A 22,993-nucleotide genomic window follows, 5' to 3' on the forward strand; every position below is an offset into this window, starting at 1 on the left:
GCCCGGGTCTGTCGCGAGCGTGAGGGCCCCGTAGCAGCCGGTAGACCCCTGGCGCAAATGTCCCCCGGCCGCGGGCGGCCTCCTCCTTTATTTTGCCCAGGAGCCTACCGGCTGCTACGGGGCTCGGCTTGCGGTAAGGAGGGGAAGCCAGTTTTTTCTGGCGCTGTCGGTGGGTCGGGCGCTGGGCGCCCATGCCCTTGGAGGCGAAATAAAGGAGGAGGGGGCGGCCGCGGGCCGACGCCGGAGGCGTCGCCGGAAAGGGCATGGGCGCCCAGTGCCCGACCCACCGACTACCGCTTTCGCCCACTCAGTACGCGAATTCCTTGAACACCGGATCGATGTTGCCGCCCCACTCGCCATGGAACAGCGCCAGCTTGCGATCGGCCGGGGTCAGCCCGGAATCGACGATCTCCTGCAGCACTTCCAGGAACTTGCTTTCGTCCTGGCCATCGGCGTTGCGCGCCGCGCGGCGCTTGAGGCCGGCCACGGCGATCTTCAGGGCTTCGCGCGAGAGGTCCAGAACGGTGCCGTTGCGGAACGGCAGCTTCAGCCCATGCCGCGGCACGCCATCACGCAGCACGTTGCGCTCGACCAGGCTGAAATCACGCACCAGGTCCCAGGCCGCATCCAGTGCGGCATCGTCGTACAGCAGGCCCACCCAGAACGCCGGCAATGCACACAGGCGGCTCCACGGGCCGGCATCGGCACCGCGCATTTCCAGGTACTTCTTCAAGCGCACTTCGGGGAAGGCGGTGGTCATGTGGTCCGACCAGTCGCGCAGCGTGGGCAACTGGCCCGGCAACACCGGCAGCTTGCCGACCATGAAATCGCGGAAGCTCTGGCCGCTGGCATCGTGGTACTTGCCATCGCGGTAAGAGAAGTACATCGGCACATCGAGCAGGTAATCCACGTACCGCTCGTAACCGAAGCCGTCCTCGAACACGAAGTCGAGCATGCCGGTGCGGTCGTTGTCGGTGTCGGTCCAGATGTGCGAGCGGTAGCTCTGGTAGCCGTTCGGCGCGCCTTCGGTGAAGGGCGAATCGGCGAACAGCGCGGTGGCGATCGGCTGCAGCGCCAGCGACACGCGGAACTTCTTGACCATGTCCGCTTCGGTGGCGTAGTCCAGGTTGACCTGCACCGTGCAGGTGCGGGTCATCATGTCCAGGCCGAGCGTGCCGACCTTGGGCATGTACTCGCGCATGATCTTGTAGCGCCCCTTGGGCATCCACGGCATCGCGTCGCGGGTCCACTTGGGCTGGAAGCCCATGCCCAGGAAGCCCAGCTGCAGTTCGCCGGCCACCTGCGCCACTTCATTGAGGTGGGTGCCGGTTTCCACGCAGGTCTGGTGGATGGTCTCCACCGCCGCGCCGGACAGTTCCAGCTGGCCGGCCGGTTCCAGCGTCACCGAGGCGTTGTCGCGCAGCAGCGCGATGGTGCGGCCCTCTTCCTGCACCGGATCCCAGCCGAAGCGGGTCAGGCCGTTGAGCAGGGCTTCGATGCCGCGGTCGCCGTCGAAGGTGGGCGGGCGCAGGTCGTCCAGGCGGAAGCCGAACTTCTCGTGCTCGGTGCCGATGCGCCACTGCGCCTGGGGCTTTTCGCCGGAGGCCAACGTGGCGACCAGTTCATTTCGGTCGGTGATCGGCGTCTCGGCGACGTGGCTGGGGCTCGACAAGGGGAGGCTCGCAGTATTCTGGTCAGGGCGGGGATGTGGGGTTGCAGCCCCCGCATCGCAAGGGCGCACTATATCGTGGCGTCCCCCACCGTCGTGTCACCGTGACGGTTTTCAGCATCCTATAAAAAAGGGCTTGACCGGGCCGCAGCGCCGTTGCGACGCATTTCGCCCCGCGCGGCGGGCGCGCCCTACACTGCCCCCATGAGCCGATCCAGACATCCGGAAGTACATCGCTCCGACCGCGTGGGCTGGCTGCGGGCCGCCGTGCTGGGCGCCAATGACGGCATCGTCTCGGTGGCCGGGCTGCTGGTCGGCATTGCGGCCAGCGGGGCCAGTGCCACCACGATTCTGGCCACCGGCATCGCCGGCACCGTGGCCGGGGCCATGTCGATGGCGGCCGGCGAGTACGTGTCAGTGCAGTCGCAGGTCGATACCGAGCATGCCGACCTGGCGGTGGAGAAACGCGAGCTGCGCGAAGACCCGCACAGCGAGCTGGAAGAACTGGCGGCCATCTACCGGCATCGCGGCCTGACCCCTGAACTGGCCCAGCAGGTGGCGGTGCAGTTGACCGCCCACGATGCCCTGGCCGCACATGCCCGCGACGAGCTGGGCATCACCGACGAACTGCGCGCCCGCCCGCTGCAGGCCGCGATGGCCTCGGCCGGTGCCTTTATCTGCGGCGCGGCGCTGCCGGTGCTGACCGCACTGCTGGCCCCGCATGCCTACGTTGCACAGGTCACCACCGCCGCCACCCTGGTCGGGCTGGGCCTGACCGGCGCGATGGCCGCGCGTGCCGGTGGCGCACCGCCCCTGCGCGGCGCGGTGCGGGTGATGTTCTGGGGCGCGCTGGCGATGGCGGCAGCGGCACTGATCGGCCAGTTGTTCGATACTGCGCGGTAATGAACGCCCTCCTGCACCCCGCCTCGCTACTGGACGACATGGCCAGCCTGGCCACCTGCGCGCGCGCCGACGGCTATGCCTGCGTCACCGCGCGTCGCGAGCACGGCGCCTCCTCGGTGGACATCCCGCAGCCGCAGTTCGCGATCCTGCTGCAGGGGCGCAAGCAAGTGGCCTGCGGCACGCAGTCGCTCACGTTCGTGCCCGGCGACCTGTTCCTGATCACCCGCCGCTGCCGCATCGACGTGGTCAACATTCCCGATCCGCACAGCGGCGTGTACCTCAGCGCGATCGTGCCCCTGTGCAGCGAAGCGCTGGCCGCCGCGCGCGTGCTCTGGAACGAACCCCTGCCCGAGGCCGGTGACGCGCTGGCGCGGTTGTCGCTGGACGACCACGGCGACACGCTGCGGCAATGGCGCCATGCGCTGGAACACGCGCGCTACACCGAGGCCCGGCTCGCGCTGGCCGCGCTGGTGCTGGCATTCTGCCGGCGCGGCCACGGCAGCCTGCTGGTGCCGCCCGAGCCCAGCCTGGGCGAACGCATCCGCGACCTGATCGCCGCCCAGCCCGAACGCGACTGGCAGTCGCGCGACTTCGAAGCGCAGTTGGGCCTGAGCGGTGCGACGCTGCGGCGGCGGTTGGCCAGCGAGCAGGCCAGCGTGCGCGAGCTGATCGCCGATGCACGCCTGGCGCACGCGATGAACCTGCTGTACACCACCCGGCTGCCACTGAAGACCGTGGCCGCGCGCGTGGGCTACCGCTCGCTGGGCAGCTTCAACAAGCGCTTCGCCGCGCGCTACGGGCTGGAACCGGCAGCAATCGGCAACAGCTGAAACGGCGAGCGGATCACGGCGCATTCTGAGCGGTACGCGGCATCGCCTGCGTGCAGCATGGGGGGCACCGCGGCACCGCCGCCTTGTGTAGAGCCTCTGCCATGTCCCTTCCCCGCATCCGCTTACGTGCTGCTGCCCTGTTGCTGGCCGTCGCCACCGGCCCAGCGCTGGCCACCACCGCGCACACGCCCTCGGCGCAGGTGCCCGGCGTCTATCACCAGCAGATCGGCACGCTGCAGGTCACCGCGCTGTTCGACGGCACCGTGGCACTGGGCCGCCAGGAACTGACCGGGATCGATGCCGGCGCGGTGACCCGCCTGCTCGATCACCGTTACGTGCCCGAAGACGGCAAAGGCCTGCAGACCGCGGTCAACGCGTATCTGGTGCAGCGGGGCAATCACCTGACGCTGGTGGATACCGGCACGGCCGCCTGCTTCGGGCCCGGCCTGGGCCAAGTGCTGGGCAACCTGCGCGCGGCCGGTTACGACCCGGCGGAGGTGGACGACGTGCTGCTCACCCATGCCCACCCGGACCACCTGTGCGGGCTGCTGGATGCGCAGGACACGATGGCCTACCCCAATGCCACGGTGTGGTTGTCGGCTGCCGACGCGGCCTATTGGCTGGACCCGGCCAGCGAAGCCACCGCACCGCAGGGCGTGCGCTTTGCCTTTGCGCTGGCGCGCAAGGCGGTGGCCCCCTACGAGGCGGCGGGCAAGCTGCGTCGTTTCAGCCCCGGGCAAACCTTGCCGGTTGGGGTGGCGGCGCTGGACAGCCATGGGCATACGCCGGGCCATGTGTCCTGGAAGCTGGACGCCGGCAAGGGCCAGGCGGTGCTGGTGTGGGGCGACATCGTGCATTTCCACGCGGTGCAGTTCGCCCAGCCCCAGGCGGCCTACGAGGCCGACAGCGACCGCACGGCCGCCGTCGCCAGCCGTCGCGCGATGATGGCGCAGGCGGCGGATGGGGGCTGGTGGGTGGCCGGTGCGCACCTGCCGTTCCCGGGGTTGGGCCACGTGCGGCGCGAGGGTGAGGCGTTTGCGTGGGTGCCGGGCGAGTTCGCGCCGTTGCCGGGGCATTGACCCGGGGATGCGGGCTGCGCGGCATTCGTGGGCGGGCGCGCGGCTGACCGGCGTTCGTTGGCGGGCCGCAAGCTGACCGGGTAGTGCCGGCCGCTGGCCGGCTCCTCTTTCGGCCGGATGTATCGGGAGCCGGCCAGCGGCCGGCACTACCGGGATGCGCGCACCGTTACCGGGGTCCGGCCCACGGCTACGGGGCCGCGCGCGGTATTACCGGGATGCGGGCTGCGCGGCATTCGTGAGCGGGCGCGCGGCTGACCGGCGTTCGTTGGCGGGCCGGAGGCTGACCGGTAGTGCCGGCCGCTGGCCGGCTCCTCTTTCGGCCGGATGTATCGGGAGCCGGCCAGCGGCCGGCACTACCGGGATGCGCGCACTGTTACCGGGTCCGGCCCACGGTTACGGGCCGCACGCGGCTGACCGGCGTTCGTTGGCGGGCCGCAAGCTGACCGGTAGTGCCGGCCGCTGGCCGGCTCCTCTTTCGGCCGGATGTATCGGGAGCCGGCCAGCGGCCGGCACTACCGGGATGCGCGCACTGTTACCCGGTCCGGCCCACGGTTACGGGGCCGCGCGCGGTGTTACGGGGATGCGGGCTGCGCGGCGTTCGTGGGTGAGCGCGCGGCTGACCGGCGTTCGTTGGCGGGCCGCAAGCTGACCGGTAGTGCCGGCCGCTGGCCGGCTCCTCTTTCGGCCGGATGTATCGGGAGCCGGCCAGCGGCCGGCACTACCGGGATGCGCGACCCGTTACCGGGGTCCGGCCCACGGTTACGGGGCCGCGCGCGGTATTACGGGGATGCGGGCTGACCGGCATTCGTGGGTGGGCGCGCGGCTGACCGGCGTTCGTTGGCGGGCCGCGAGCTGACCGGTAGTGCCGGCCGCTGGCCGGCTCCTCTTTCGGCCGGATGTATCGGGAGCCGGCCAGCGGCCGGCACTACCGGGATGCGCGCACTGTTACCGGGTCCGGCCCACGGTTACGGGGCCGCGCGCGGTATTACGGGGATGCGGGCTGACCGGCATTCGTGGGTGGGCGCGCGGCTGACCGGCGTTCGTTGGCGGGCCGCAAGCTGACCGGGTAGTGCCGGCCGCTGGCCGGCTCCTCTTTCGGCCGGATGTATCGGGAGCCGGCCAGCGGCCGGCACTACCGGGATGCGCGACCCGTTACCGGGGTCCGGCCCATGGTTACGGGGCCGCGCGGTGTTACGCGGTTTCGGGGGCCGGCTTGTTCAGGCCCAGCCAGCCGCCGATGATGCCGCGGGCTTCGTCCACGCCTTGGCGGGCGGGACCGGAGAAGGTCTGCACGCTGACGGTGTCGCCGAACGAGGACTGCAGTTCCTTGCGCACCTTCTGCAGGGCAATGCCCTGCTGGCCACGGCCCAGCTTGTCGGCCTTGGTCAGCAGCGCGTGCGCGGGCAGGCCGCGCTGCACCGCATAGGCCAGCATCTGGCGGTCGTAGTCCTTCAGCGGGTGACGGATGTCCATCACCACCACCAGGCCACGCAGCGCCTCGCGGGTACGGAAGTACTGGTCGATGAAGGCCTGCCAGTGGGCCTGCAGGTCCAGCGGCACCTTGGCGTACCCGTACCCGGGCAGGTCGACCAGCTTGGCCTCCGGGGTGACTTCGAAGAACACCAGCTGCTGGGTGCGGCCGGGGGTCTTGGAGACCCGGGCCAGGCTGTTCTGGCGGGTCAGGGCGTTGAGGGCGCTGGATTTGCCGGCGTTGGAGCGCCCGGCAAAGGCAACTTCGGCCCCGACATCCTCCGGCAATTGCCGGGTGTTGTGGGCCGAAAGCAGGTAGTGGGCACGTTCGAGGAGCAATGACATGCCCATAGGATCGCATGTCCGGGCCAGATCCGCGCTGCCGCGGCCGGTTTTGCTGCACCCTGCGTTGACCGTGGCGTGAAAGCGCATGGATAATCGGGCGATCCCCGCGGGTGCACCCTGCACCTGCCAGGCCGGTCCACACGGAGCTTCCGCATGCGCCACGCTCGCGTTCTTGCCGTTTCCGCTGTTGCTGTATCGCTGCTGGCCGCTGTTGCGGTCGCCCAGACCTCGATCACGCCCTTGCCTGACAACGGGCCGATCAAGACCGCGTCGCTGGAGGTCGATTTCAGCAAGACCACCTGGGGGGATGCCAAGGCCGGCCAGACCAAGGCAGCCGCCTGCGCGGCCTGCCACTCGGCCGACGGCAACTCCACCGTGGAGATGTATCCGAGCATCGCCGGGCAGAGCGAACGCTATACCGCCCAGCAGATGGCGTTGATCGCCAACGGCCAGCGCACCTCCGGGGCCTCGGCGGCGATGGTGCCGTTCGTGCAGGACCTCACCCCGCAGGACATGCGCGACATCGGTGCGTATTTCGCAACGCAGAAGGCCAGCGCCGGGCTTGCCGACGATGGCCTGGTGGGCGAAGGTCCGTACGCCGGCAAGAAGTTCTACGAGATCGGGCAGCAGCTGTATCGCGGGGGTGATGCCGAACGCGGCATCCCGGCGTGCATGGCCTGCCACGGTCCCACCGGTGCCGGCAACCCGGGCCCGGCCTACCCGCATATCGGCGGGCAGCATGCGGCCTACGTGGCGCGCCGGCTGCAGGAGTACCAGGCCGGCACCACCCAGGAAACCGACAAGGCACACTTCCAGATCATGGCCACCATTGCAAAGCAGCTGACCGAGCAGGAGATCCAGGCCCTGGGCAGCTACCTGCAGGGCCTGCACAACCGGGCCGACGATGTGGCCTCGGCCACGCCCGCGCAACCGGCGAAGGCCCCGTAAAGACCGCTCGGCGGCGCAATGGCCGCCCCGCCCCCGTGGCGGGTTATGTTCACCGCCACGCCGGCACTGGGCCGGCGTTGTTTTTTCCGATGGAGATGGATGTAGATGACGTTGATGCCCCGCCTGATGTTGTTGCTGCTGGCCCTGAGCCCCCTGTCCACGCTGGCGGCCGCGCCGGTCGCCCTGGTCGAAGGCACCGACTACGAACTGATCGAACAGCCCGGCCCGTATGCGCCGCTGGCCAGCAAGATCGAAGTGGTGGAAATGTTCGGCTACACCTGCCCGCATTGCGCGCGCTTCGAGCCGCAGCTGGAAGCCTGGGCCGCCAAGCTGCCCAAGGATGTGCGTTTCACCCCCGTGCCGGCCGCGTTCGGCGGTGTCTGGGATTCGTTCGCGCGCGCCTACTTCAGCGCCGACCAGCTGGGCGTGGCCAAGCGCAGCCATCGGGCCATGTTCGAGGCGCTGCATGAAAAGAACAGCCTGCCCATGCAGAACGTCTCGCCGGACGAACTGGCCGTCTTCTATAAAGACTATGGCGTGGCACCGGAGCGCTTCCTGGCCACCATCAAGGGCGATGCGGTCGAGCAGAAGCTGAAGGCCGCCCGCGCCTTCGCCCAGCGCACCAAGGTGCCCGGCACCCCGGCACTGGTGGTCAATGGCCGTTATCTGGTCAAGGGCGACTCGTTCGAAGCGCTGCTGCGCAACGCCGATGCCCTCATCGCCAAGGCCCGCAGCGAACGCACGCGCTGAGTGCAGGCTCGCTGAACCGTCACACACCGTCCACGCCGGACGCGCGTTGGCGCATGCCATCATTCCCCTCTGGCCGGCACCCCGGGTGCCGGCCCCACCATGTTCATCCGCTGGAGATGCCTAGATGAAGACCCGTTTCGCGATTTCGCTGCTGGCCCTGCTGCCGATTCTGGCGGCCTGCAAGGCCCAGGACGGCACCGCCAACACCACCGCTCCGACCGAACCGGCCACCCCGAGCAGCACCCCGGCCGCCGAGCCGGCAGCGCCCGCCACCGAGGCACCGGCTGCCAGCGGTGACACCGCCGCCGCCGAAACCGCCGCTGCCGCTGCGACCACCCCGGCCCCGGCCGCGGCGTCCTCGCGCCCGACCGGCCCGGAGCCGGTGGCAGGCACCGATTACGTGCTGATTGAAAACGGCCAGCCGTTCCAGCCGGCCGCCGGCAAGATCGAAGTGGCGGAGATCTTCGGTTACGTGTGCCCGGCCTGCGCCGCGTTCCAGCCGCTGATCGGGCCGTGGAAGGCGGGCCTGCCGAGCGACGTCAACTTCGTCTACGTGCCGGCCATGTTCGGCGGCACCTGGGACAACTACGCGCGTGCCTTCTATGCGGCACAGAGCATGGGCCTGCAGGAAAAGACCCATGAAGCGCTGTATTCGGCCATCCATGCCGAGCAGACCCTGAAGGGCGAGCGCGGCCGTGATTCGGTCGAAGACATCGCCGCCTTCTACGGCAAGCACGGTGCCGACGCCAAGCAGTTCGCCAGCACCATGAGCAGCTTCGCGGTGAATGCCAAGACCAACGCCGCCAAGCAGTTCGCCCAGCGCAGCCAGATCACCGGCACGCCGTCGGTTATCGTCAACGGCAAGTACCTGGTCAAGGGCAAGAGCTTCCCCGACATGCTGCGCATCGCCGATCACCTGATCGCCCGCGAACGCGCCGCCAAGGGCAACTGATTCCTACCGAGCCTGCAACCGTCGTGAATTCCCCCACCACGCGGACCCTGCGCCTGCTGACGGCCAACATCCAGGCCGGCAGCAGCACCCGCCGCTACAGCGACTATGTGACCCGCAGCTGGTCGCATGCGCTGCCGGCGGGGCGCAAGCGCACCAGCCTGGACGCCATTGCCCAGCTGGCGCGCGGTCATGACATCGTCGGCCTGCAGGAGGCCGATCCGGGCAGCCTGCGCTCGGGCTTCACCAACCAGACCCACTACCTGGCCGAGCGCGCCGGCTTCAATTACTGGAGCCACCAGCCCAACCGCCGCATGGGCGGGGTGGCGTCCAGCGCCAACGGCCTGCTGAGCAAACTGGAACCGGTGGAAGTACAGGACCACGCCCTGCCCGGCCGCATCGGCGGGCGCGGCGTGCTGCTGGCCAAGTTCGGCGAAGGCAGCGAAGGCCTGGCGGTTGCCGTGGCGCACCTGTCGCTGGGGACCAACTCGCGGATGTCGCAGTTGGCCTTCATCGCCGACCTGCTCACCGACCATCCCAACGCGGTGCTGATGGGCGATTTCAACTGCCTGGCCGACCGCCCGGAAATGCAGGCGCTGTACCAGAAGACCAACCTGCAACCGCCGGGTTGCGCGGTGCCGACGTTCCCGAGCTGGCGCCCGGACCGGGCCATCGACCACATCCTGCTCAGCACCGGCCTGCAGCAACGCAGCGCCGAAGCGGTCCCGGCCGCCTTTTCGGACCACCTGGCGCTGGCCATGGAAATCGACGTCCCCAGCCACGCGCTGCGCTGACACGTCCCCGTAGAGCGGGGCTCTGCCCCGCTGCACCAGAATTCGTAGAGCGGGGCTCTGCCCCGCTGCATTTCGCATGCACCCCGACAGCCGGGCAGAGCCCGACTCTACGGGCTTGGCGGTCGCGTAAACAGCCCGTCCACAGCCGCTATGCGCTAATGCTCCGGGTCTGCCGTGTTCGGCACCGAGAGTATTGCTCCCCATGAGCGCTGTGGAGTCGCCTCCCTACGAGGTACGCACGCTTCGACCGGTCTTCCTGCTTGCCGCCACGATCGTGGCGGCATTTGCCATTCTGGTCGCCGTGTTTCCCATCCAGTCCGGCAGCCTGCTGCTGGACGCGCAGACCTGGGCGTCGCGCAATGTCGGCTGGTACTACCTGCTGGCCATGACCGTGTACCTGGTCTTCGTGGTCGGCGTGGCCTTGTCCGGCTACGGCAACGTCAAGCTGGGCGCGGACCACGACGAACCGGAGTTCAGCTATCTGTCCTGGGCCGGCATGCTGTTTGCCGCCGGTATCAGCATCACGCTGTTCTTCTTCTGCGTGTCCGAACCCCTCACCCATTACCTGTTGCCCCCGCAGGGCGGCGTGGGCGAAGGCGAAGCCAGCGCGCGCCAGGCAATGCAGCTGCTGTTCCTGCATTGGGGCCTGCACGGCTGGGGCGTGTTCGCGTTGGCCGCCATGGCGCTGGCCTACTTCGCCTACCGCCACAACCTGCCGCTGGCGCTGCGCTCGGCGCTGTACCCGCTGATCGGCAAGCGCATCAACGGGCCGATCGGCTACACCGTGGACGCGCTGGGCATCGTGGCCACCGTGTTCGGGCTGGGCGCGGACATGGGCTTTGGCGTGCTGCACCTCAACGCCGGGCTCAACACCCTGTTCCCGGTGCCGCATGCGGCCTGGGTGCAGGTGGGGCTGATCGTGCTGATGATGGGCGCGGCGATCACCGTGGCCGTCTCCGGCGTGGAAAAAGGCGTGCGCTGGATGTCCAACATCAACATGCTGCTGGCGATCGGCCTGCTGCTGTTCATGCTGTTCGCCGGCCCCACCCAGTACCTGCTCAACGCGCTCATGCAGAACATGGGCGACTACCTGGGCAACGTGGTCGGCAAGAGTTTCGACGTGTATGCCTACGGCGGGCGCCCGGACTGGCTGGGCAACTGGACGGTGTTCTACTGGGCCTGGTGGATCGGCTGGGCGCCCTTCGTGGGGCTGTTCATCGCGCGCATCTCGCGCGGCCGCACCATCCGCGAATTCGTGCTCGGCGTGCTGCTGATCCCGCTGGGCTTCACCCTGGCGTGGCTGTCGATCTTCGGCAACAGCGCGCTGGACCAGATCCTGCACCACGACCAGGTGCACCTGGCGCAGATGGCGGTGGATAACCCGCCCACCGTGCTGTACGCGCTGCTGGAAAGCTACCCGTGGAGCCGCGCGGTCATCGCGGTCACGGTGATCGTCAGCTTCGTGTTCTTCGTCACCTCGGCCGACTCGGGCACGGTGGTGCTGTCTACGCTGTCCTCGCATGGCGGCGCACCGGAAGACGACGGCCCGCGCTGGCTGCGCGTGTTCTGGGGCGTGATGACCGGGCTGGTCACCGCCGGGTTGCTGCTGGCCGGCAGCATGGACGCGCTCAAGTCGGCGGTGGTGCTGGCCTCGTTGCCGTTCTCGGTGGTGTTGCTGCTCATGATCTGGGGACTGACCCGCGCCCTGGGCGAGGAATCGCAGCGCAAGAAGGCCTCGCAGTACTCGCCGATTCCGCTGATCGGGCAGTCACGGCACCAGCGTGGCTGGCGCCAGCGCATCACCCAGGCCGTGCATTTCCCGGTGCGCGACGAGGTGTACCGGTTCATGGACACCGACGTGAAGCCGGCGATCGAAGCGGTGGCCGCACAACTGGGCGAACAGGGCCTGGACGTGCAGACCAAATTCGAACCCGGCCAGATGGAACTGACCGTGGACCATGGCGAGCAGCAGGTGTTCACCTACCAGGTGATCATGCGCGGCTACCTCACCCCATCGTTCGCCGCGCAGCGCTTCCGCAACCTGCGCTACTACCGCGCCGAAGTGCACCTCTATGAAGGTGGACAGGACTACGAGCTGTTCGGCTACAGCCGGCAGCAGATCATCAACGACATCATCGACCAGTACGAGCGCCACCTGCAGTTCCTGCATCTGACCCGTTGAACCGCTGGTCTCCCGCTGCAAAGGAGTCATCGACATGCCTACATTCCCCGACCAACAGCTCTACATCGGCGGCCGCTACGTTCCCTCGCAGGGCGGACGCACCTTCGAGGTGATCAACCCGGCCACCGGGGCGGTGCTGGCCAAGGTGCACAGCGCCAACAGCGACGACCTGGATGCGGCCGTGGAAAGCGCACAGGCCGGCCAGAAGGTGTGGGCCGCGCTGACCACGGTGGAGCGCTCGCGCATCCTGCTGCGCGCCGTTGCCCTGCTGCGCGAGCGCAACGACGCGCTGGCCGAGCTGGAAACGCTCAACACCGGCAAGCCGCTCAGCGAAACGCGCAGCGTGGACATCGTCACCGGCGCCGACGTGCTGGAGTACTACGCCGGGGTGATGCACGGACTGGAAGGCAGCCAGGTGCCGCTGCGCGAAGGTAGCTTCTTCTACACCCGGCAGGAGCCGCTGGGCGTGGTCGGCGCCATCGGCGCATGGAACTACCCGATCCAGATCGCGCTGTGGAAGGCCGCCCCGGCGCTGGCCGCCGGCAACGCCATGATCTTCAAGCCCAGCGAAGTGACGCCACTGACCGCGCTGAAGCTGGCCGAGATCTTCACCGAAGCCGGCCTGCCCGATGGCGTGTTCAACGTACTGCCCGGCGATGGTGCCGGCGTGGGCACGGCGCTGACCGAGCACCCCGGCATCGAGAAGATCTCCTTCACCGGTGGCACCAGCACCGGGCGCAAGGTGATGGCCAGCGCCTCCAGCTCCACCCTCAAGGAGGTGACCATGGAGCTGGGCGGCAAGTCGCCGCTGATCATCTGCGCCGACGCCGACATCGAGCTGGCCGCCGACGTGGCGATGATGGCCAACTACTACAGCGCCGGCCAGGTCTGCACCAACGGCACCCGGGTGTTCGTGCCGCAGGCGCTGCTCACCGACTTCGAGCAGGCGCTGAGCGAGCGCATCGCACGCATCCGCATTGGCGATCCGTTGAACGAGGACACCAACTTCGGCCCGCTGGTCAGCGCCGCGCACATGCAGCGCGTGCTGGACCACATTGCCAGCGGCAAGGCCGAGGGCGCGCGCCTGGTCTGCGGTGGCGAGCGGCTCACCGACGGTGCATTCGGCAAGGGCTGCTATGTGGCCCCCACGCTGTTCAGCGACTGCCGCGATGACATGCGCATCGTGCGCGAGGAGATCTTCGGGCCGGTCCTGAGCCTGCTGGCCTACCAGACCGAAGAGGAAGCCGTGCGCCGCGCCAACGCCACCGAGTACGGCCTGGCAGCAGGCGTGGTCAGCAGTGACCTGAGCCGCGCGCACCGCCTGATCCACCAGCTGGAGGCCGGCATCTGCTGGGTGAACTGCTGGGGCGAATCACCGGCACAGATGCCGGTGGGCGGCTACAAGCAGTCCGGCGTGGGCCGCGAGAACGGCCTGGCCACGCTGCGCGCCTACACCCGCACCAAGTCCATCCAGATCGAACTGGACCGCTACGCGTCGGTGTTCTGAACCGGCCTGACAGGAGAACACCGCGATGAAGCGCGAGTACGACTACATCATCATCGGCGCCGGCTCGGCCGGCAACACGCTTGCGGCGCGCCTCACCGAGGACGACGGCGTGAGCGTGCTGCTGCTGGAAGCCGGCGGCCCGGACTACCGGCTGGACTTCCGCACCCAGATGCCCGCCGCGCTGGCCTACCCGCTGCAGGGCCGACGCTACAACTGGGCCTATGAAACCGAGCCGGAGCCGCACATGGACAACCGGCGCATGGAGTGCGGGCGCGGCAAGGGCCTGGGCGGCTCGTCGCTGATCAACGGCATGTGCTACATCCGCGGCAACGCGCTGGACTTCGACAACTGGGCACGGTTCGATGGCCTGGACGACTGGAGCTACCTCGACGTGCTGCCGTATTTCCGCAAGGCCGAAACGCGCGACATCGGCCCCAACGATTACCACGGCGGCGAAGGCCCGGTCAGCGTGGCCACCCCGAAGAACGGCAACAACGTGCTGTTCCACGCCATGGTGGAGGCCGGCGTGCAGGCCGGCTACCCGCGCACCGACGACCTCAACGGCTACCAGCAGGAAGGCTTCGGTCCGATGGACCGCACGGTGACCCCGCGCGGTCGTCGCTCCAGCACCGCACGTGGTTACCTGGACATGGCCAAGGACCGCGCCGGGCTGGAGATCGTGGTGCACGCCACCACCGACCGCATCCTGTTCGCCGGCAAGCGCGCGGTGGGCGTGCGCTACCTGGCCGGCAACAGCGCCGAGCCGATCGATGCCACCGCGCGCCGCGAAGTACTGCTGTGCGCCGGTGCCATCGCCTCGCCGCAGATCCTGCAGCGCTCCGGCGTGGGCGCGCCGGCGCTGCTGGCCGCGCTTGGCGTGCCGCTGGTGCACGACCTGCCCGGCGTGGGCGAGAACCTGCAGGACCACCTGGAGGTGTACATGCAGTACGCCTGCAAGAAGCCGGTGTCGCTGTACCCGGCGCTGCAGTGGTGGAACCAGCCGGCCATCGGCGCGGAGTGGCTGTTCGCCGGCACCGGCATCGGCGCCAGCAACCAGTTCGAGGCCGGCGGTTTCATCCGCACCCGCGACGAATTCGAATGGCCCAACATCCAGTACCACTTCCTGCCGGTGGCGATCAATTACAACGGCACCAACGCGGTCAAGGAACACGGGTTCCAGGCGCATGTGGGCTCGATGCGCACGCCCAGTCGCGGCCGCGTGCATGCCAGATCGCTGGACCCGCGTGAGCATCCGTCGATCCTGTTCAACTACCAGTCCACCGACCAGGACTGGCAGGAGTTCCGCGATGCCATCCGGATCACCCGCGAGATCATCGCCCAGCCCGCGCTGGACGAATACCGGGGCCGCGAGATCAGCCCGAGTGCGGACTGCAAGACCGATGCGGAGCTGGATGCATTCGTGCGGGCGCGGGCCGAGACCGCCTACCACCCGTCGTGTTCCTGCGCGATGGGCACCGATGCGATGAGCGTGGTGGACGGCCAGGGCCGCGTGCACGGCATGGAAAGCCTGCGCGTGGTGGACGCCTCGATCATGCCGCGCATCATCACCGGCAACCTCAACGCCACCACCATCATGATCGCCGAGAAAATCGCCGACCGCATCCGCGGCCGCGCCCCGCTGCCCCGCAGCACGGCGGACTACTACGTCGCCGGGGACGCGCCGGTAAGGCGCTGAAACCGCGGCGAAAACGGCAGGCGCCCACCGTTGGTGGGCGCGCGCCAAGGTAGTGCCGGCCGCTGGCCGGCTCCCAATACCGTTGGATCCTGAGGTAGTGCCGGCCGCTGGCCGGCTCCCAATACCGTTGGATCCTGAGGTAGTGCCGGCCGCTGGCCGGCTCCCGATACCGTTGGATCCTGAGGTAGTGCCGGCCGCTGGCCGGCTCCCGATACCGTTGGATCCTGAGCAGCCGGCCAGCGGCCGGCACTACCGGGTCATGCGACCGGTACGGCCGGCGCCATCCGCCGTGCGGTCACCGTGCTTCCCACCGACGCCACCACCGTGCAGCCAATGGCCGCCCACTGCAGCGGAGTAAGCTGCTCGGCCAGCAGCCCCATCGCCAGCAACGCGGCCACCGCCGGTTCCATGCTGATCAGGATGCCGAACGTCTCCTTCGGCAGCCGCTTCAGCGCCATCATCTCCAGCGACATCGGAATCGCGCTGGAGACGATCGCCACGCCCAGCCCGAACAGCAGGATCTTCGGGTCCAGCAAGGCCATGCCGGCGTGCGCGATGCCCACCGGCACCACTACCAGCGCCGCCGCGCACAACCCCAGCGATACCGTGTGCCCGGCGTGCAGATGCCCTGCCCGCTTGCCAAAGATGATGTACATCGCCCAACAGGCCGCCGCGCCCAGCGCGAACATCACCCCTACCGGATCCAGCGGCGCGCCATGGCCCAGCGGCAACAACAGCAGCAGCCCGACCACCGCGCAGCCCACCCAGACAAAATCGATCGGCCGGCGCGAGGACCACATCGCCACCGCCAGCGGCCCGCAGAACTCGATGGCCACCGCGATGCCGAATGGAATCGTGCGCAGCGCCATGTAGAACAGCAGGTTCATCACCCCCAGCGTGATCCCGTAGCGCAGGATCGCCCCGGCGTCGGCGCGCGTGGTGGTCCAGCGCCACGGCCGGAACACCGCCAGCAGCACCAGCGCCGAGAACCCCACGCGCAACGCGCTGGTGCCCTGCGCGCCGATCAGCGGGAACAATTGCTTGGCATAGGAGGTGCCCACGGACAGGGCGGTGACCGAGCCGAGCACGGCCAGGACGGGAATGAGCGAAGCGTAGCGGGAGGTCGACATCCGGCCAGCATATTGCGTAGCGGCCGAAGGAGATGCTCAATTGCAGGGGCCTTCCTGCATGTTTCACTCACCCATGACCGCCGCGTACGCCCCCGACGAATTCGACCGCGCCATCCTGGCCATCCTGCAGCGCGACAACACCACCGCCCAGCGTGAGATCGCCGAGACCGTGCACCTGTCCGCGCCCGCCGTGCAGCGCCGGATCAAGCGCCTGCAGGAAGCCGGCTTCATCCGCGCCAACGTTGCCGTGCTCGACCAGAACCGGCTGGGCCGCCCGCTGACCATCATGGTCGAGGTGCGCGTGAGCAGCGAACAGCCGCATCGCGTGGCCCCGTTCCGCCGCCGCGTGCAGGACGACCCGGCCGTGCAGCAGTGCTATGCGATCACCGGCGACGCCGACTTCCTGCTGATCCTCACCGCCGCGTCCATGGAAGAGTACGAGGCCATCAGCGAGCGCCTGTTCGGCAACGACGACAACATCGAGCGCTACCGCACGGCGGTGGCGCTGAGTACGTTGAAGCGGGGGCTGGACGTGCCGCTGTAGGACGGCCGGCGCGCCCGCGGGGGGTGCACCGGCCACCGCGCCCTCAGGGCACGCGCGTGAAGTGGATCGTCATCAGGATCGGCTTGCCGTCCTTGCTGAAGAACGCCTTGGACTCGGTCATCTGGTTGCCATCGCCGGCCACGGTATAGATGCGCGTGGAGGCCGGCGTGCCGTGGTCCACCAGCTGCATCACCAGTACATTCGGCGCGGGCATGCTGAGCGAGGCCACGTCGGCGCCGTAGTTGCCCACGATCGGGCCGGGCGTGCCATCCAGCGGCAGGGTGCTGTCGGCGGTCATCTTTCCGCCTTTCGGATCGACGATCTCGGCGCGGGTGGTCCAGCGACCCGCGCCGGCATCCTTGAACTCCAGCAGCACACTCTTGGGCCGGTCGGCCGCCGGCATCGGCAGCGTGGCGACATCGATCGCCCAGCGTCCGGCCAGGGGGAAGCGGCTGGCGTGGCGGCAAACAGCATCAGCGGCGCGGCCTGCAGTACGGCCGTGGTCAGGCAGACGGCGAACATCCTCTTCATGGAAGCTCCTTCCTGGGTGAGTGCACGACGTGAACCGTGCACGGGGCAACGGTGACGAGATCAGCCCCGGACGGCTGCTTCAATCGCCGCCACGTCGATCTTGCGCATGGTCATCATCGCCTCGAACGCGCGTCTGGCCACTGCCGGATCCTTGCTGGTGACCGCCTCGGTCAACACGCGCGGGCTGATCTGCCAGGACAGGCCCCATTTGTCGCGGCACCAGCCGCAGGCGCTTTCCTGGCCGCCGTTGCCGACGATGGCGTTCCACAGCCGGTCGGTCTCGGCCTGGTCGTCGGTGGCGATCTGGAAGGAAAACGCCTCGCTGTGCTTGAACGCCGGCCCGCCATTGAGACCGATGCAGGGGATGCCGGCCACGGTGAAGTCCACGGTCAGCACGTCCCCCTGCTTGCCGGACGGAAAGTCACTGGGCGCGTGGTGCACGGCGTTGACCGCACTGTCGGGGAAGGTCTGGGCGTAGAACGTGGCCGCGTCCAGCGCGGTGCCGTCGTACCAGAGGCAGATCGTGTTCCTGGCCACCATGGCGGTCTCCTGCAGCGATCGAGTGGGGCCAGCCTACGACCGACGGTGTTAAGCCGCTGCCCAGCAGCCCCAGATCCAGGCAGCGCAAGGCATCGGGGGGTGTCCGGATGCGGCCCGATGGACCAGCCTGAATTGCTGATACGACTGATTCGCATTAACATGGCGTTATCCCGTCCGCGCCAGGGAGGCGCTGCGGCGATCAGTGCCTGCGCCCGCGCCTTGTCCTGCAAGGCCTCCGCCAGCCGCGTACTGACCCCCACCCACTGCAGCGCGCCCGGCCACCGAGGATGTCGGCCATGTGCGTGCTGCCGCCCTGGAACCGCCGATGACCCGTTCTTCCGTTGTGCTGCCCCGCCTGTTGCCACAGGCCCGCCTGACCCAGGCCCTGCTCGCTGCGTTGTGCGCGCTGGCCGCCGCCCCTGCGTTCGCGCAGGACGCCCCTGCCGATGCCACCACCCTGGACAAGGTGGTGGTCAAGGGTGAGCGTGCCGAAGGCTACTCCGTGCGCAAGACCTCGGCCGGCACGCGTTTCGACCTGGCCCCACGCGAGATCCCGCAGTCGCTGAGCATCATCAGCCACCAGCGCATCGAGGACCAGAACCTCGATGACATCATCGACGTGCTGGCCAACACCACCGGCGTCAGCAGCACCCAGTCCGATACCGAACGCACCGAGTTCTACGCGCGTGGCTTCTACATCGACAGCTACCAGTTCGATGGCCTGCCTACCCAGATGGTGCAGAACTGGAGCTACGGCGATTCCGGCCTGGACCTGGCCCTGTATGACCGCGTGGAAGTGGTGCGCGGCGCCACCGGCCTGCTCAGTGGCGCCGGCAATCCCTCCGCCTCGGTCAACCTGATCCGCAAGCATGCCGACAGCGCCGAGCTGACGGGCACCGTGTCGGTCAACGTGGGCAGCTGGGGCCGCACCCGCAGCACCGTGGACGTGACTACCCCGCTGAACGCAAGCGGCTCGGTGCGCGCGCGCGTGATCGGCAGCTACCTGGACACCGACGCGCAGATGGACCGCTACAAGCAGCACAAGACGCTGGGCTATGCAGTGATCGACGCCGACCTGACCCCGGACACGCAGTTGAGCGTGGGCTACGACTACCAGCAGAAGCGGGCCAACGGCGCCACCTGGGGCGGCTTCCCGATGCTGTACTCCGACGGCACCTCGACCGGCTACGACGCATCGTTCAACGCCAGCCCGAGCTGGACCTACTGGGACACCACCAGCAAGCGCGCCTTCGCCACGCTGGAACATGGCTTCGCCAACGGCTGGAAGGTCAAGATCGGCGCGACGCACGACGAGAGCAAGGCCGACGACAAGCTGTTCTACCCGGCCTACAACGACTGGACCTCGGGAGCGTCGAACTTCGACAAGACCACCGGTGCCGGCATCTCGCCGTCGGCCGGCTTCTACAACACCGAGCGCAAGGTCAACGCGGTCGATGGTTTCGTGGACGGTCCGTTCCAGCTGTTCGGCCGCGAGCACCAGTTCATGGCCGGGCTCAGTTACAACAAGCGCGAGTACGCCAACTACGGCGACTACCAGGTAGGTGGCGCAAACCTGCCGTGGGATCCCTTCACCAGCTACCTGAACTGGAAGGGCGACATCGCCGAGCCGAACTGGAATGCGCTTGCACTGGCCAGCCGCGGCACCATCACCCAGAAGGCCGGCTACGCCGCCACCCGCCTGTCGCTGGCTGACCCGCTGAAGCTGATCATCGGCGCGCGCTATACCGACTGGAAGAGCGAAGGCGAAGACGCCGACCGCTCGCACAAGGTGACCACGCCGTATGCCGGCCTGGTGTTTGACATCAATGACACCTACTCCACCTATGCGTCCTACACCGAGATCTTCCAGCCGCAGATGCTGAAGAACCGCACCGGCAGCTACCTGGACCCGGTGGACGGCAAGAGCTACGAAGTGGGCGTCAAGGGTGCATGGTTCGACGACCGCTTGAATGCCTCGCTTGCCGTGTTCCGTATCGAGCAGGACAACGTGGGCCAGTCCACCGGCGAACCGGTGGTGGGCGGAACGGGCGGCGAAACCGCCTACATCGCCGCGCGCGGCACGGTCAGCCGTGGCGTCGAGTTTGAAGTGAACGGCGAACTGGCCCCGGGCTGGAACGCCACCTTTGGTGCCTCGCGCTACGTGGCCAAGGACATCAACGACGCGGACATCAACACCAACCTGCCGCAGACGACGATCAAGCTGTTCACCAGCTACACCCCGCAGTCGCTGACGGCGCTGACCGTGGGCGGCGGTGCCAACTGGCAGAACCGCATCTATTACCCGGTGCCCGCGTACGGACGCATCGAGCAGGACGGTTATGCACTGGTCAGCGCCTTCGTGCGCTACCGCATCTCGCCCGAGTTCAGCGTGCAGGCCAACCTCAACAACCTGCTGGACAAGAAGTACTTCTCGCAGATCAACGGCTACGGTGCCTACGGCGACGGCCGCAACGGCTCGATCACCTTCAACTGGTCGTTCTGACCGGTCATTGACCACAAGGTGACACCACAGAACGCCGGGCATTGCCCGGCGTTCTGCGTTCTGCACGACGCGCGATGGATGCGCAGCCACGCATGGCGTGGCTCTACCGGCTGCGGCGCGGTGCCCGATGGCGGTGCAGCCACGCATGGCGTGGCTTTACCGGCCGCAGCGCGATGCCCGATGGTAGTGCCGGCCGCTGGCCGGCTCCCCCTTCATCATCACCGGGCGTAATACCCCGCCTGATCCAGATCGGCGAGCAGATCCGGCCCCACCGGTGCCCACCCCAACAGCGCGCGAGTAGCCGCGCTGGACGCGGCCATGTCCGCGCCGGCCATCCGCGCGAACCACCCGAAGTGGTCGGCACCGCGCGACGCCACCGGCAGCTTCAAGTGTTTACCGATCACCACGGCGATCTGCTTGAACGGCACTGTTTCATCGGCGATGGCGTGGTACACCGGCACGCGGGCGCCCTGCTCCAGCGCATGTCGGTACACCCGGGCTGCGTCGTGCCGGTGTACGCCCGACCAGCAGTTCGTGCCGGCATCCAGGTAGGCCGACACGCCGGTCCGGCGCGCCAGGTCGATCAGGATCGGCACGAAGCCGTGTTCGCCCAGGCCGTGCACCGACGGCGGCAACCGCACCGTGGCCGCACGCACGCCCTGCAGTGCCAGCGCGCGTGCGGTGGGCTCGGACAGGCGCGGCGACGCCGGATCGGGCAGGTCGCCCTCCTCGCCCCCACGCGGCATGCCGAGCAGTCCGGACGTCACCAACAAGGGCCGCTCGGACCCCGCAAGCGCAGCGCCCAATGCCTGGATCACGCGCTGGTCCTGCGCACAGTTGTCGAGGAAGCGCGAGAAGTCATGATCGAAGGCCGTGTGCACTACCGCATCGGCGTCGGCGGCTGCATCGCGCAGCACCTCGTGCTGGTCCAGCGTGGCGAGCACCACGCCTGCACCCAGCGCCGACAGCGCCGCCGCTTTCTCACTGCTGCGGGCCTGTCCGGTCACCCGATGCCCGGCAGCCAGCAGTTCGTGCACGACCGCCGCCCCTACCCAACCGGTCGCGCCGGTAACGAAGACGTGCATGCTCAGCCCACCCGCATCGACAGTTCGACGTCGTCGCCGACGGCAATGGACAGGTAGCCACCGGACGCTGCGCGCACCCGCTCCAGGTAGGCCGGTGCGTGATCGGCATTGTCGGCCACGATCAGCGCGCCCGGTGCAAGCCGATCCTCAAGCAGGTCCAGGATGTCGGTGTAGAGCGGTTTGGCGCCATCGAGCAGGAGCAGGTCGATGCGCTCGGGAAGATCGTGGCGCAACGTCTGCAGCGCGTCACCTTCGCGGATCTCGACCAGGTCTTCGACGCCGCCGGCGCGCATATGCGCCCGCGCACGGGCCACCTTGCCCGGTTCGAATTCGCTGCTGACCAGGCGCCCGCCGCCGTTGTCGCGCAGGGCCGCAGCCAGGTGCAGCGTGGAGATGCCGAACGAGGTACCGAACTCGACGATGGCCCGGGCGCGCGTGCTGCGGGCCAGCAGGTACAGCAACGTGCCGGTCTGGCGCGACACCGGCAGCCACAGGTCCTTGAGCCGGGCGTACAGCGCCAGGTAGTCGGTACGGCTGTTCATCAGGCGGGTGCGTTCGTCGCCGGACATGCCGTCCAGGGCGGGGCTGGTGGCGTGCTCGGCGGCGTCGAACAGGTGCTCCAGCAGCGGAGCGATGGGGGCGGTGGTGAGGGTGTTCATGGCGGTGTCCCGTGGGCGATGGCGGGGGCGGCGTGCCCCGGCGAAATGCGAGTGATTCGTCGCATTTCCAGAATACGTGCGATCCTGCCGTCCCACTATTCGCATTCCCCACGCGCCCGGGGCCGCCCATGCCGCAACCGCCAACCCCTCGAATTTCCTCGCGAAAACGTCCCCGCCAGGCCCGCTCCAGTGCCCTGGTCGCGGTGATCCTGGAAGCGGCTGCTCAGGTTCTGGCCTTGCACGGTGCCGCCCGTTTCACCACCGCGCGGGTGGCCGAGCGTGCCGGGGTGAGCATCGGCTCGCTGTACCAGTACTTCCCCAACAAGGCCGCGATCCTGTTCCGCCTGCAGACCGACGAGTGGGCGCAGACCGGGGATGTCCTGCGGCGCGTGCTGGAAGATACCGGGGTGCCCCCGCTGGTACGCCTGCGCGCCCTGGTGCACGCCTTTCTGCGCTCCGAATGCGAGGAGGCGCAGATGCGCGTGGCACTCAGCGATGCCGCCCCGCTCTACCGCGATGCGCCGGAAACACGCCAGGCCCGCGCGCACGGTGAAGCGGCGTTCGATACCTTCATGTGCGAAGCGCTGCCCGAGGCAACGGCGGAGACGCGCGCATTGGCCGTCGACCTGATCGGCACCACCCTGAGCACGGTGGGCAAGCAGTTCTCCAGCAGTGATCCGTCACCGGCCGCTATTGATGCCTACGCCGAGGCGATGGCCGACATGTTCTGCGCGTACCTGAAGTCGCTGATGCCGCCTGCACCGCCACCGCGCAAGCGCTAGCCCGGCGCCGCAGTCACGCCGCATCCAACAGTATTCTTACGGTGGTATCCACAGCAGAACTTCGGATGCCCTGCCCCACACTGCGTCCTACGCTGGT

20 protein-coding genes are annotated in these 22,993 nt (G+C 68.4%); 13 read left to right on the forward strand and 7 right to left on the reverse strand.

Features of this window, described 5'->3' with window-relative positions:
* Positions 1-307 precede the first annotated feature (307 nt).
* On the reverse strand, positions 308-1,672 hold the full coding sequence (locus ACZ0AE_RS16770) for a glutamate--cysteine ligase (RefSeq protein ID WP_038686277.1): 1,365 nt from the start codon (positions 1,670-1,672) through the stop codon (positions 308-310).
* A gap of 201 nt (positions 1,673-1,873) precedes the next feature.
* Between ACZ0AE_RS16770 and ACZ0AE_RS16775 the strand changes: the two genes are divergently transcribed.
* The 3 genes from ACZ0AE_RS16775 to ACZ0AE_RS16785 all read left to right on the forward strand — a co-directional run bounded on the left by ACZ0AE_RS16775 (position 1,874) and on the right by ACZ0AE_RS16785 (position 4,481).
* Positions 1,874-2,572: a VIT1/CCC1 transporter family protein gene (locus ACZ0AE_RS16775; RefSeq protein WP_038686275.1), complete on the forward strand. Its 699-nt coding sequence runs from the start codon at positions 1,874-1,876 to the stop codon at positions 2,570-2,572.
* Positions 2,572-3,402: a helix-turn-helix transcriptional regulator gene (locus ACZ0AE_RS16780; RefSeq protein WP_447595685.1), complete on the forward strand. Its 831-nt coding sequence runs from the start codon at positions 2,572-2,574 to the stop codon at positions 3,400-3,402. Before ACZ0AE_RS16775 ends, ACZ0AE_RS16780 begins: the two co-directional genes overlap by 1 nt.
* 101 nt (positions 3,403-3,503) lie before the next feature.
* Positions 3,504-4,481 carry an MBL fold metallo-hydrolase gene (locus ACZ0AE_RS16785; protein WP_463601672.1) on the forward strand — a complete coding sequence of 326 codons (978 nt, stop codon included), beginning with the start codon at positions 3,504-3,506 and terminating at the stop codon, positions 4,479-4,481.
* 1,191 nt (positions 4,482-5,672) lie between these two features.
* Here the strand turns inward: ACZ0AE_RS16785 and yihA are convergent.
* Positions 5,673-6,296, reverse strand: a complete 624-nt coding sequence (gene yihA, locus ACZ0AE_RS16790; protein ID WP_038686269.1) for a ribosome biogenesis GTP-binding protein YihA/YsxC — start codon at positions 6,294-6,296, stop codon at positions 5,673-5,675.
* 153 nt (positions 6,297-6,449) lie between these two features.
* Here yihA and ACZ0AE_RS16795 point away from each other — a divergent pair, with 153 nt between their 5' ends.
* From ACZ0AE_RS16795 to betA, 7 genes are all read left to right on the forward strand, one after another.
* The gene (locus ACZ0AE_RS16795) at positions 6,450-7,244 is read left to right on the forward strand and encodes a c-type cytochrome (RefSeq protein ID WP_038686267.1); all 795 of its coding nucleotides are present in this window, start codon (positions 6,450-6,452) and stop codon (positions 7,242-7,244) included.
* A gap of 105 nt (positions 7,245-7,349) precedes the next feature.
* Positions 7,350-7,994: a thiol:disulfide interchange protein DsbA/DsbL gene (locus tag ACZ0AE_RS16800; protein WP_463601673.1), complete on the forward strand. Its 645-nt coding sequence runs from the start codon at positions 7,350-7,352 to the stop codon at positions 7,992-7,994.
* 124 nt (positions 7,995-8,118) lie between these two features.
* On the forward strand, positions 8,119-8,946 hold the full coding sequence (locus tag ACZ0AE_RS16805; RefSeq protein ID WP_137190346.1) for a thiol:disulfide interchange protein DsbA/DsbL: 828 nt from the start codon (positions 8,119-8,121) through the stop codon (positions 8,944-8,946).
* 53 nt (positions 8,947-8,999) lie between these two features.
* Positions 9,000-9,737 carry an endonuclease/exonuclease/phosphatase family protein gene (locus tag ACZ0AE_RS16810; protein ID WP_181406277.1) on the forward strand — a complete coding sequence of 246 codons (738 nt, stop codon included), beginning with the start codon at positions 9,000-9,002 and terminating at the stop codon, positions 9,735-9,737.
* Positions 9,738-9,939: 202 nt separating this feature from the next.
* Entirely contained in the window at positions 9,940-11,919 is a 1,980-nt protein-coding gene (gene betT, locus ACZ0AE_RS16815; RefSeq protein ID WP_038686262.1) for a choline BCCT transporter BetT, read from the forward strand.
* Between the two features lie 34 nt (positions 11,920-11,953).
* On the forward strand, positions 11,954-13,426 hold the full coding sequence (gene betB, locus ACZ0AE_RS16820) for a betaine-aldehyde dehydrogenase (RefSeq protein WP_447595692.1): 1,473 nt from the start codon (positions 11,954-11,956) through the stop codon (positions 13,424-13,426).
* Between the two features lie 25 nt (positions 13,427-13,451).
* Entirely contained in the window at positions 13,452-15,122 is a 1,671-nt protein-coding gene (gene betA / locus ACZ0AE_RS16825; RefSeq protein WP_463601674.1) for a choline dehydrogenase, read from the forward strand.
* A gap of 257 nt (positions 15,123-15,379) precedes the next feature.
* Here the strand turns inward: betA and ACZ0AE_RS16830 are convergent, their stop codons facing one another.
* Entirely contained in the window at positions 15,380-16,252 is an 873-nt protein-coding gene (locus ACZ0AE_RS16830) for an EamA family transporter (protein WP_463601675.1), read from the reverse strand.
* Between the two features lie 73 nt (positions 16,253-16,325).
* On the opposite strand from ACZ0AE_RS16830, the gene ACZ0AE_RS16835 reads away from it, so the two are divergent.
* Positions 16,326-16,796, forward strand: coding sequence for an Lrp/AsnC family transcriptional regulator (locus tag ACZ0AE_RS16835; protein ID WP_038686253.1), 471 nt, complete (start codon positions 16,326-16,328; stop codon positions 16,794-16,796).
* A 43-nt stretch (positions 16,797-16,839) separates the two neighbouring features.
* Here ACZ0AE_RS16835 and ACZ0AE_RS16840 read toward each other — a convergent pair whose 3' ends face one another.
* Positions 16,840-17,199, reverse strand: coding sequence for a LuxR family transcriptional regulator (locus ACZ0AE_RS16840; protein ID WP_463601676.1), 360 nt, complete (start codon positions 17,197-17,199; stop codon positions 16,840-16,842).
* Positions 17,200-17,387: 188 nt separating this feature from the next.
* On the reverse strand, positions 17,388-17,867 hold the full coding sequence (locus tag ACZ0AE_RS16845; RefSeq protein ID WP_038686251.1) for a VOC family protein: 480 nt from the start codon (positions 17,865-17,867) through the stop codon (positions 17,388-17,390).
* A gap of 325 nt (positions 17,868-18,192) precedes the next feature.
* Here ACZ0AE_RS16845 and fhuE point away from each other — a divergent pair, with 325 nt between their 5' ends.
* Entirely contained in the window at positions 18,193-20,370 is a 2,178-nt protein-coding gene (fhuE, locus tag ACZ0AE_RS16850; RefSeq protein WP_463601677.1) for a ferric-rhodotorulic acid/ferric-coprogen receptor FhuE, read from the forward strand.
* Between the two features lie 218 nt (positions 20,371-20,588).
* On the opposite strand, the gene ACZ0AE_RS16855 is transcribed toward fhuE, so the two are convergent.
* Together ACZ0AE_RS16855 and ACZ0AE_RS16860 are read right to left on the reverse strand one after the other, a co-directional pair.
* Positions 20,589-21,455 carry an SDR family oxidoreductase gene (locus ACZ0AE_RS16855; RefSeq protein WP_463601678.1) on the reverse strand — a complete coding sequence of 289 codons (867 nt, stop codon included), beginning with the start codon at positions 21,453-21,455 and terminating at the stop codon, positions 20,589-20,591.
* Positions 21,456-21,457: 2 nt separating this feature from the next.
* On the reverse strand, positions 21,458-22,114 hold the full coding sequence (locus tag ACZ0AE_RS16860; RefSeq protein WP_463601679.1) for an O-methyltransferase: 657 nt from the start codon (positions 22,112-22,114) through the stop codon (positions 21,458-21,460).
* Between the two features lie 128 nt (positions 22,115-22,242).
* On the opposite strand from ACZ0AE_RS16860, the gene ACZ0AE_RS16865 reads away from it, so the two are divergent.
* Positions 22,243-22,896, forward strand: a complete 654-nt coding sequence (locus tag ACZ0AE_RS16865) for a TetR family transcriptional regulator (protein WP_463601680.1) — start codon at positions 22,243-22,245, stop codon at positions 22,894-22,896.
* The last annotated feature ends 97 nt before the right edge of the window (positions 22,897-22,993 follow it).

It is taken from the genome of Stenotrophomonas sp. AC248 (assembly GCF_979258185.1).

Bases quoted from the DNA above. Each gene is read 5' to 3' on its own strand.
- ACZ0AE_RS16775 (WP_038686275.1), top strand. From the start codon at position 1,874: ATGAGCCGATCCAGACATCCGGAAGTACATCGCTCCGACCGCGTGGGC.
- ACZ0AE_RS16780 (WP_447595685.1), top strand. From the start codon at position 2,572: ATGAACGCCCTCCTGCACCCCGCCTCGCTACTGGACGACATGGCCAGC.
- ACZ0AE_RS16785 (WP_463601672.1), top strand. From the start codon at position 3,504: ATGTCCCTTCCCCGCATCCGCTTACGTGCTGCTGCCCTGTTGCTGGCC.
- yihA (WP_038686269.1), bottom strand. From the start codon at position 6,296: ATGTCATTGCTCCTCGAACGTGCCCACTACCTGCTTTCGGCCCACAAC.
- ACZ0AE_RS16795 (WP_038686267.1), top strand. From the start codon at position 6,450: ATGCGCCACGCTCGCGTTCTTGCCGTTTCCGCTGTTGCTGTATCGCTG.
- ACZ0AE_RS16800 (WP_463601673.1), top strand. From the start codon at position 7,350: ATGACGTTGATGCCCCGCCTGATGTTGTTGCTGCTGGCCCTGAGCCCC.
- ACZ0AE_RS16805 (WP_137190346.1), top strand. From the start codon at position 8,119: ATGAAGACCCGTTTCGCGATTTCGCTGCTGGCCCTGCTGCCGATTCTG.
- betT (WP_038686262.1), top strand. From the start codon at position 9,940: ATGAGCGCTGTGGAGTCGCCTCCCTACGAGGTACGCACGCTTCGACCG.
- betB (WP_447595692.1), top strand. From the start codon at position 11,954: ATGCCTACATTCCCCGACCAACAGCTCTACATCGGCGGCCGCTACGTT.
- betA (WP_463601674.1), top strand. From the start codon at position 13,452: ATGAAGCGCGAGTACGACTACATCATCATCGGCGCCGGCTCGGCCGGC.
- ACZ0AE_RS16830 (WP_463601675.1), bottom strand. From the start codon at position 16,252: ATGTCGACCTCCCGCTACGCTTCGCTCATTCCCGTCCTGGCCGTGCTC.
- ACZ0AE_RS16835 (WP_038686253.1), top strand. From the start codon at position 16,326: ATGACCGCCGCGTACGCCCCCGACGAATTCGACCGCGCCATCCTGGCC.
- ACZ0AE_RS16840 (WP_463601676.1), bottom strand. From the start codon at position 17,199: ATGCCGGCGGCCGACCGGCCCAAGAGTGTGCTGCTGGAGTTCAAGGAT.
- ACZ0AE_RS16845 (WP_038686251.1), bottom strand. From the start codon at position 17,867: ATGGTGGCCAGGAACACGATCTGCCTCTGGTACGACGGCACCGCGCTG.
- fhuE (WP_463601677.1), top strand. From the start codon at position 18,193: ATGACCCGTTCTTCCGTTGTGCTGCCCCGCCTGTTGCCACAGGCCCGC.
- ACZ0AE_RS16855 (WP_463601678.1), bottom strand. From the start codon at position 21,455: ATGCACGTCTTCGTTACCGGCGCGACCGGTTGGGTAGGGGCGGCGGTC.
- ACZ0AE_RS16860 (WP_463601679.1), bottom strand. From the start codon at position 22,114: ATGAACACCCTCACCACCGCCCCCATCGCTCCGCTGCTGGAGCACCTG.
- ACZ0AE_RS16865 (WP_463601680.1), top strand. From the start codon at position 22,243: ATGCCGCAACCGCCAACCCCTCGAATTTCCTCGCGAAAACGTCCCCGC.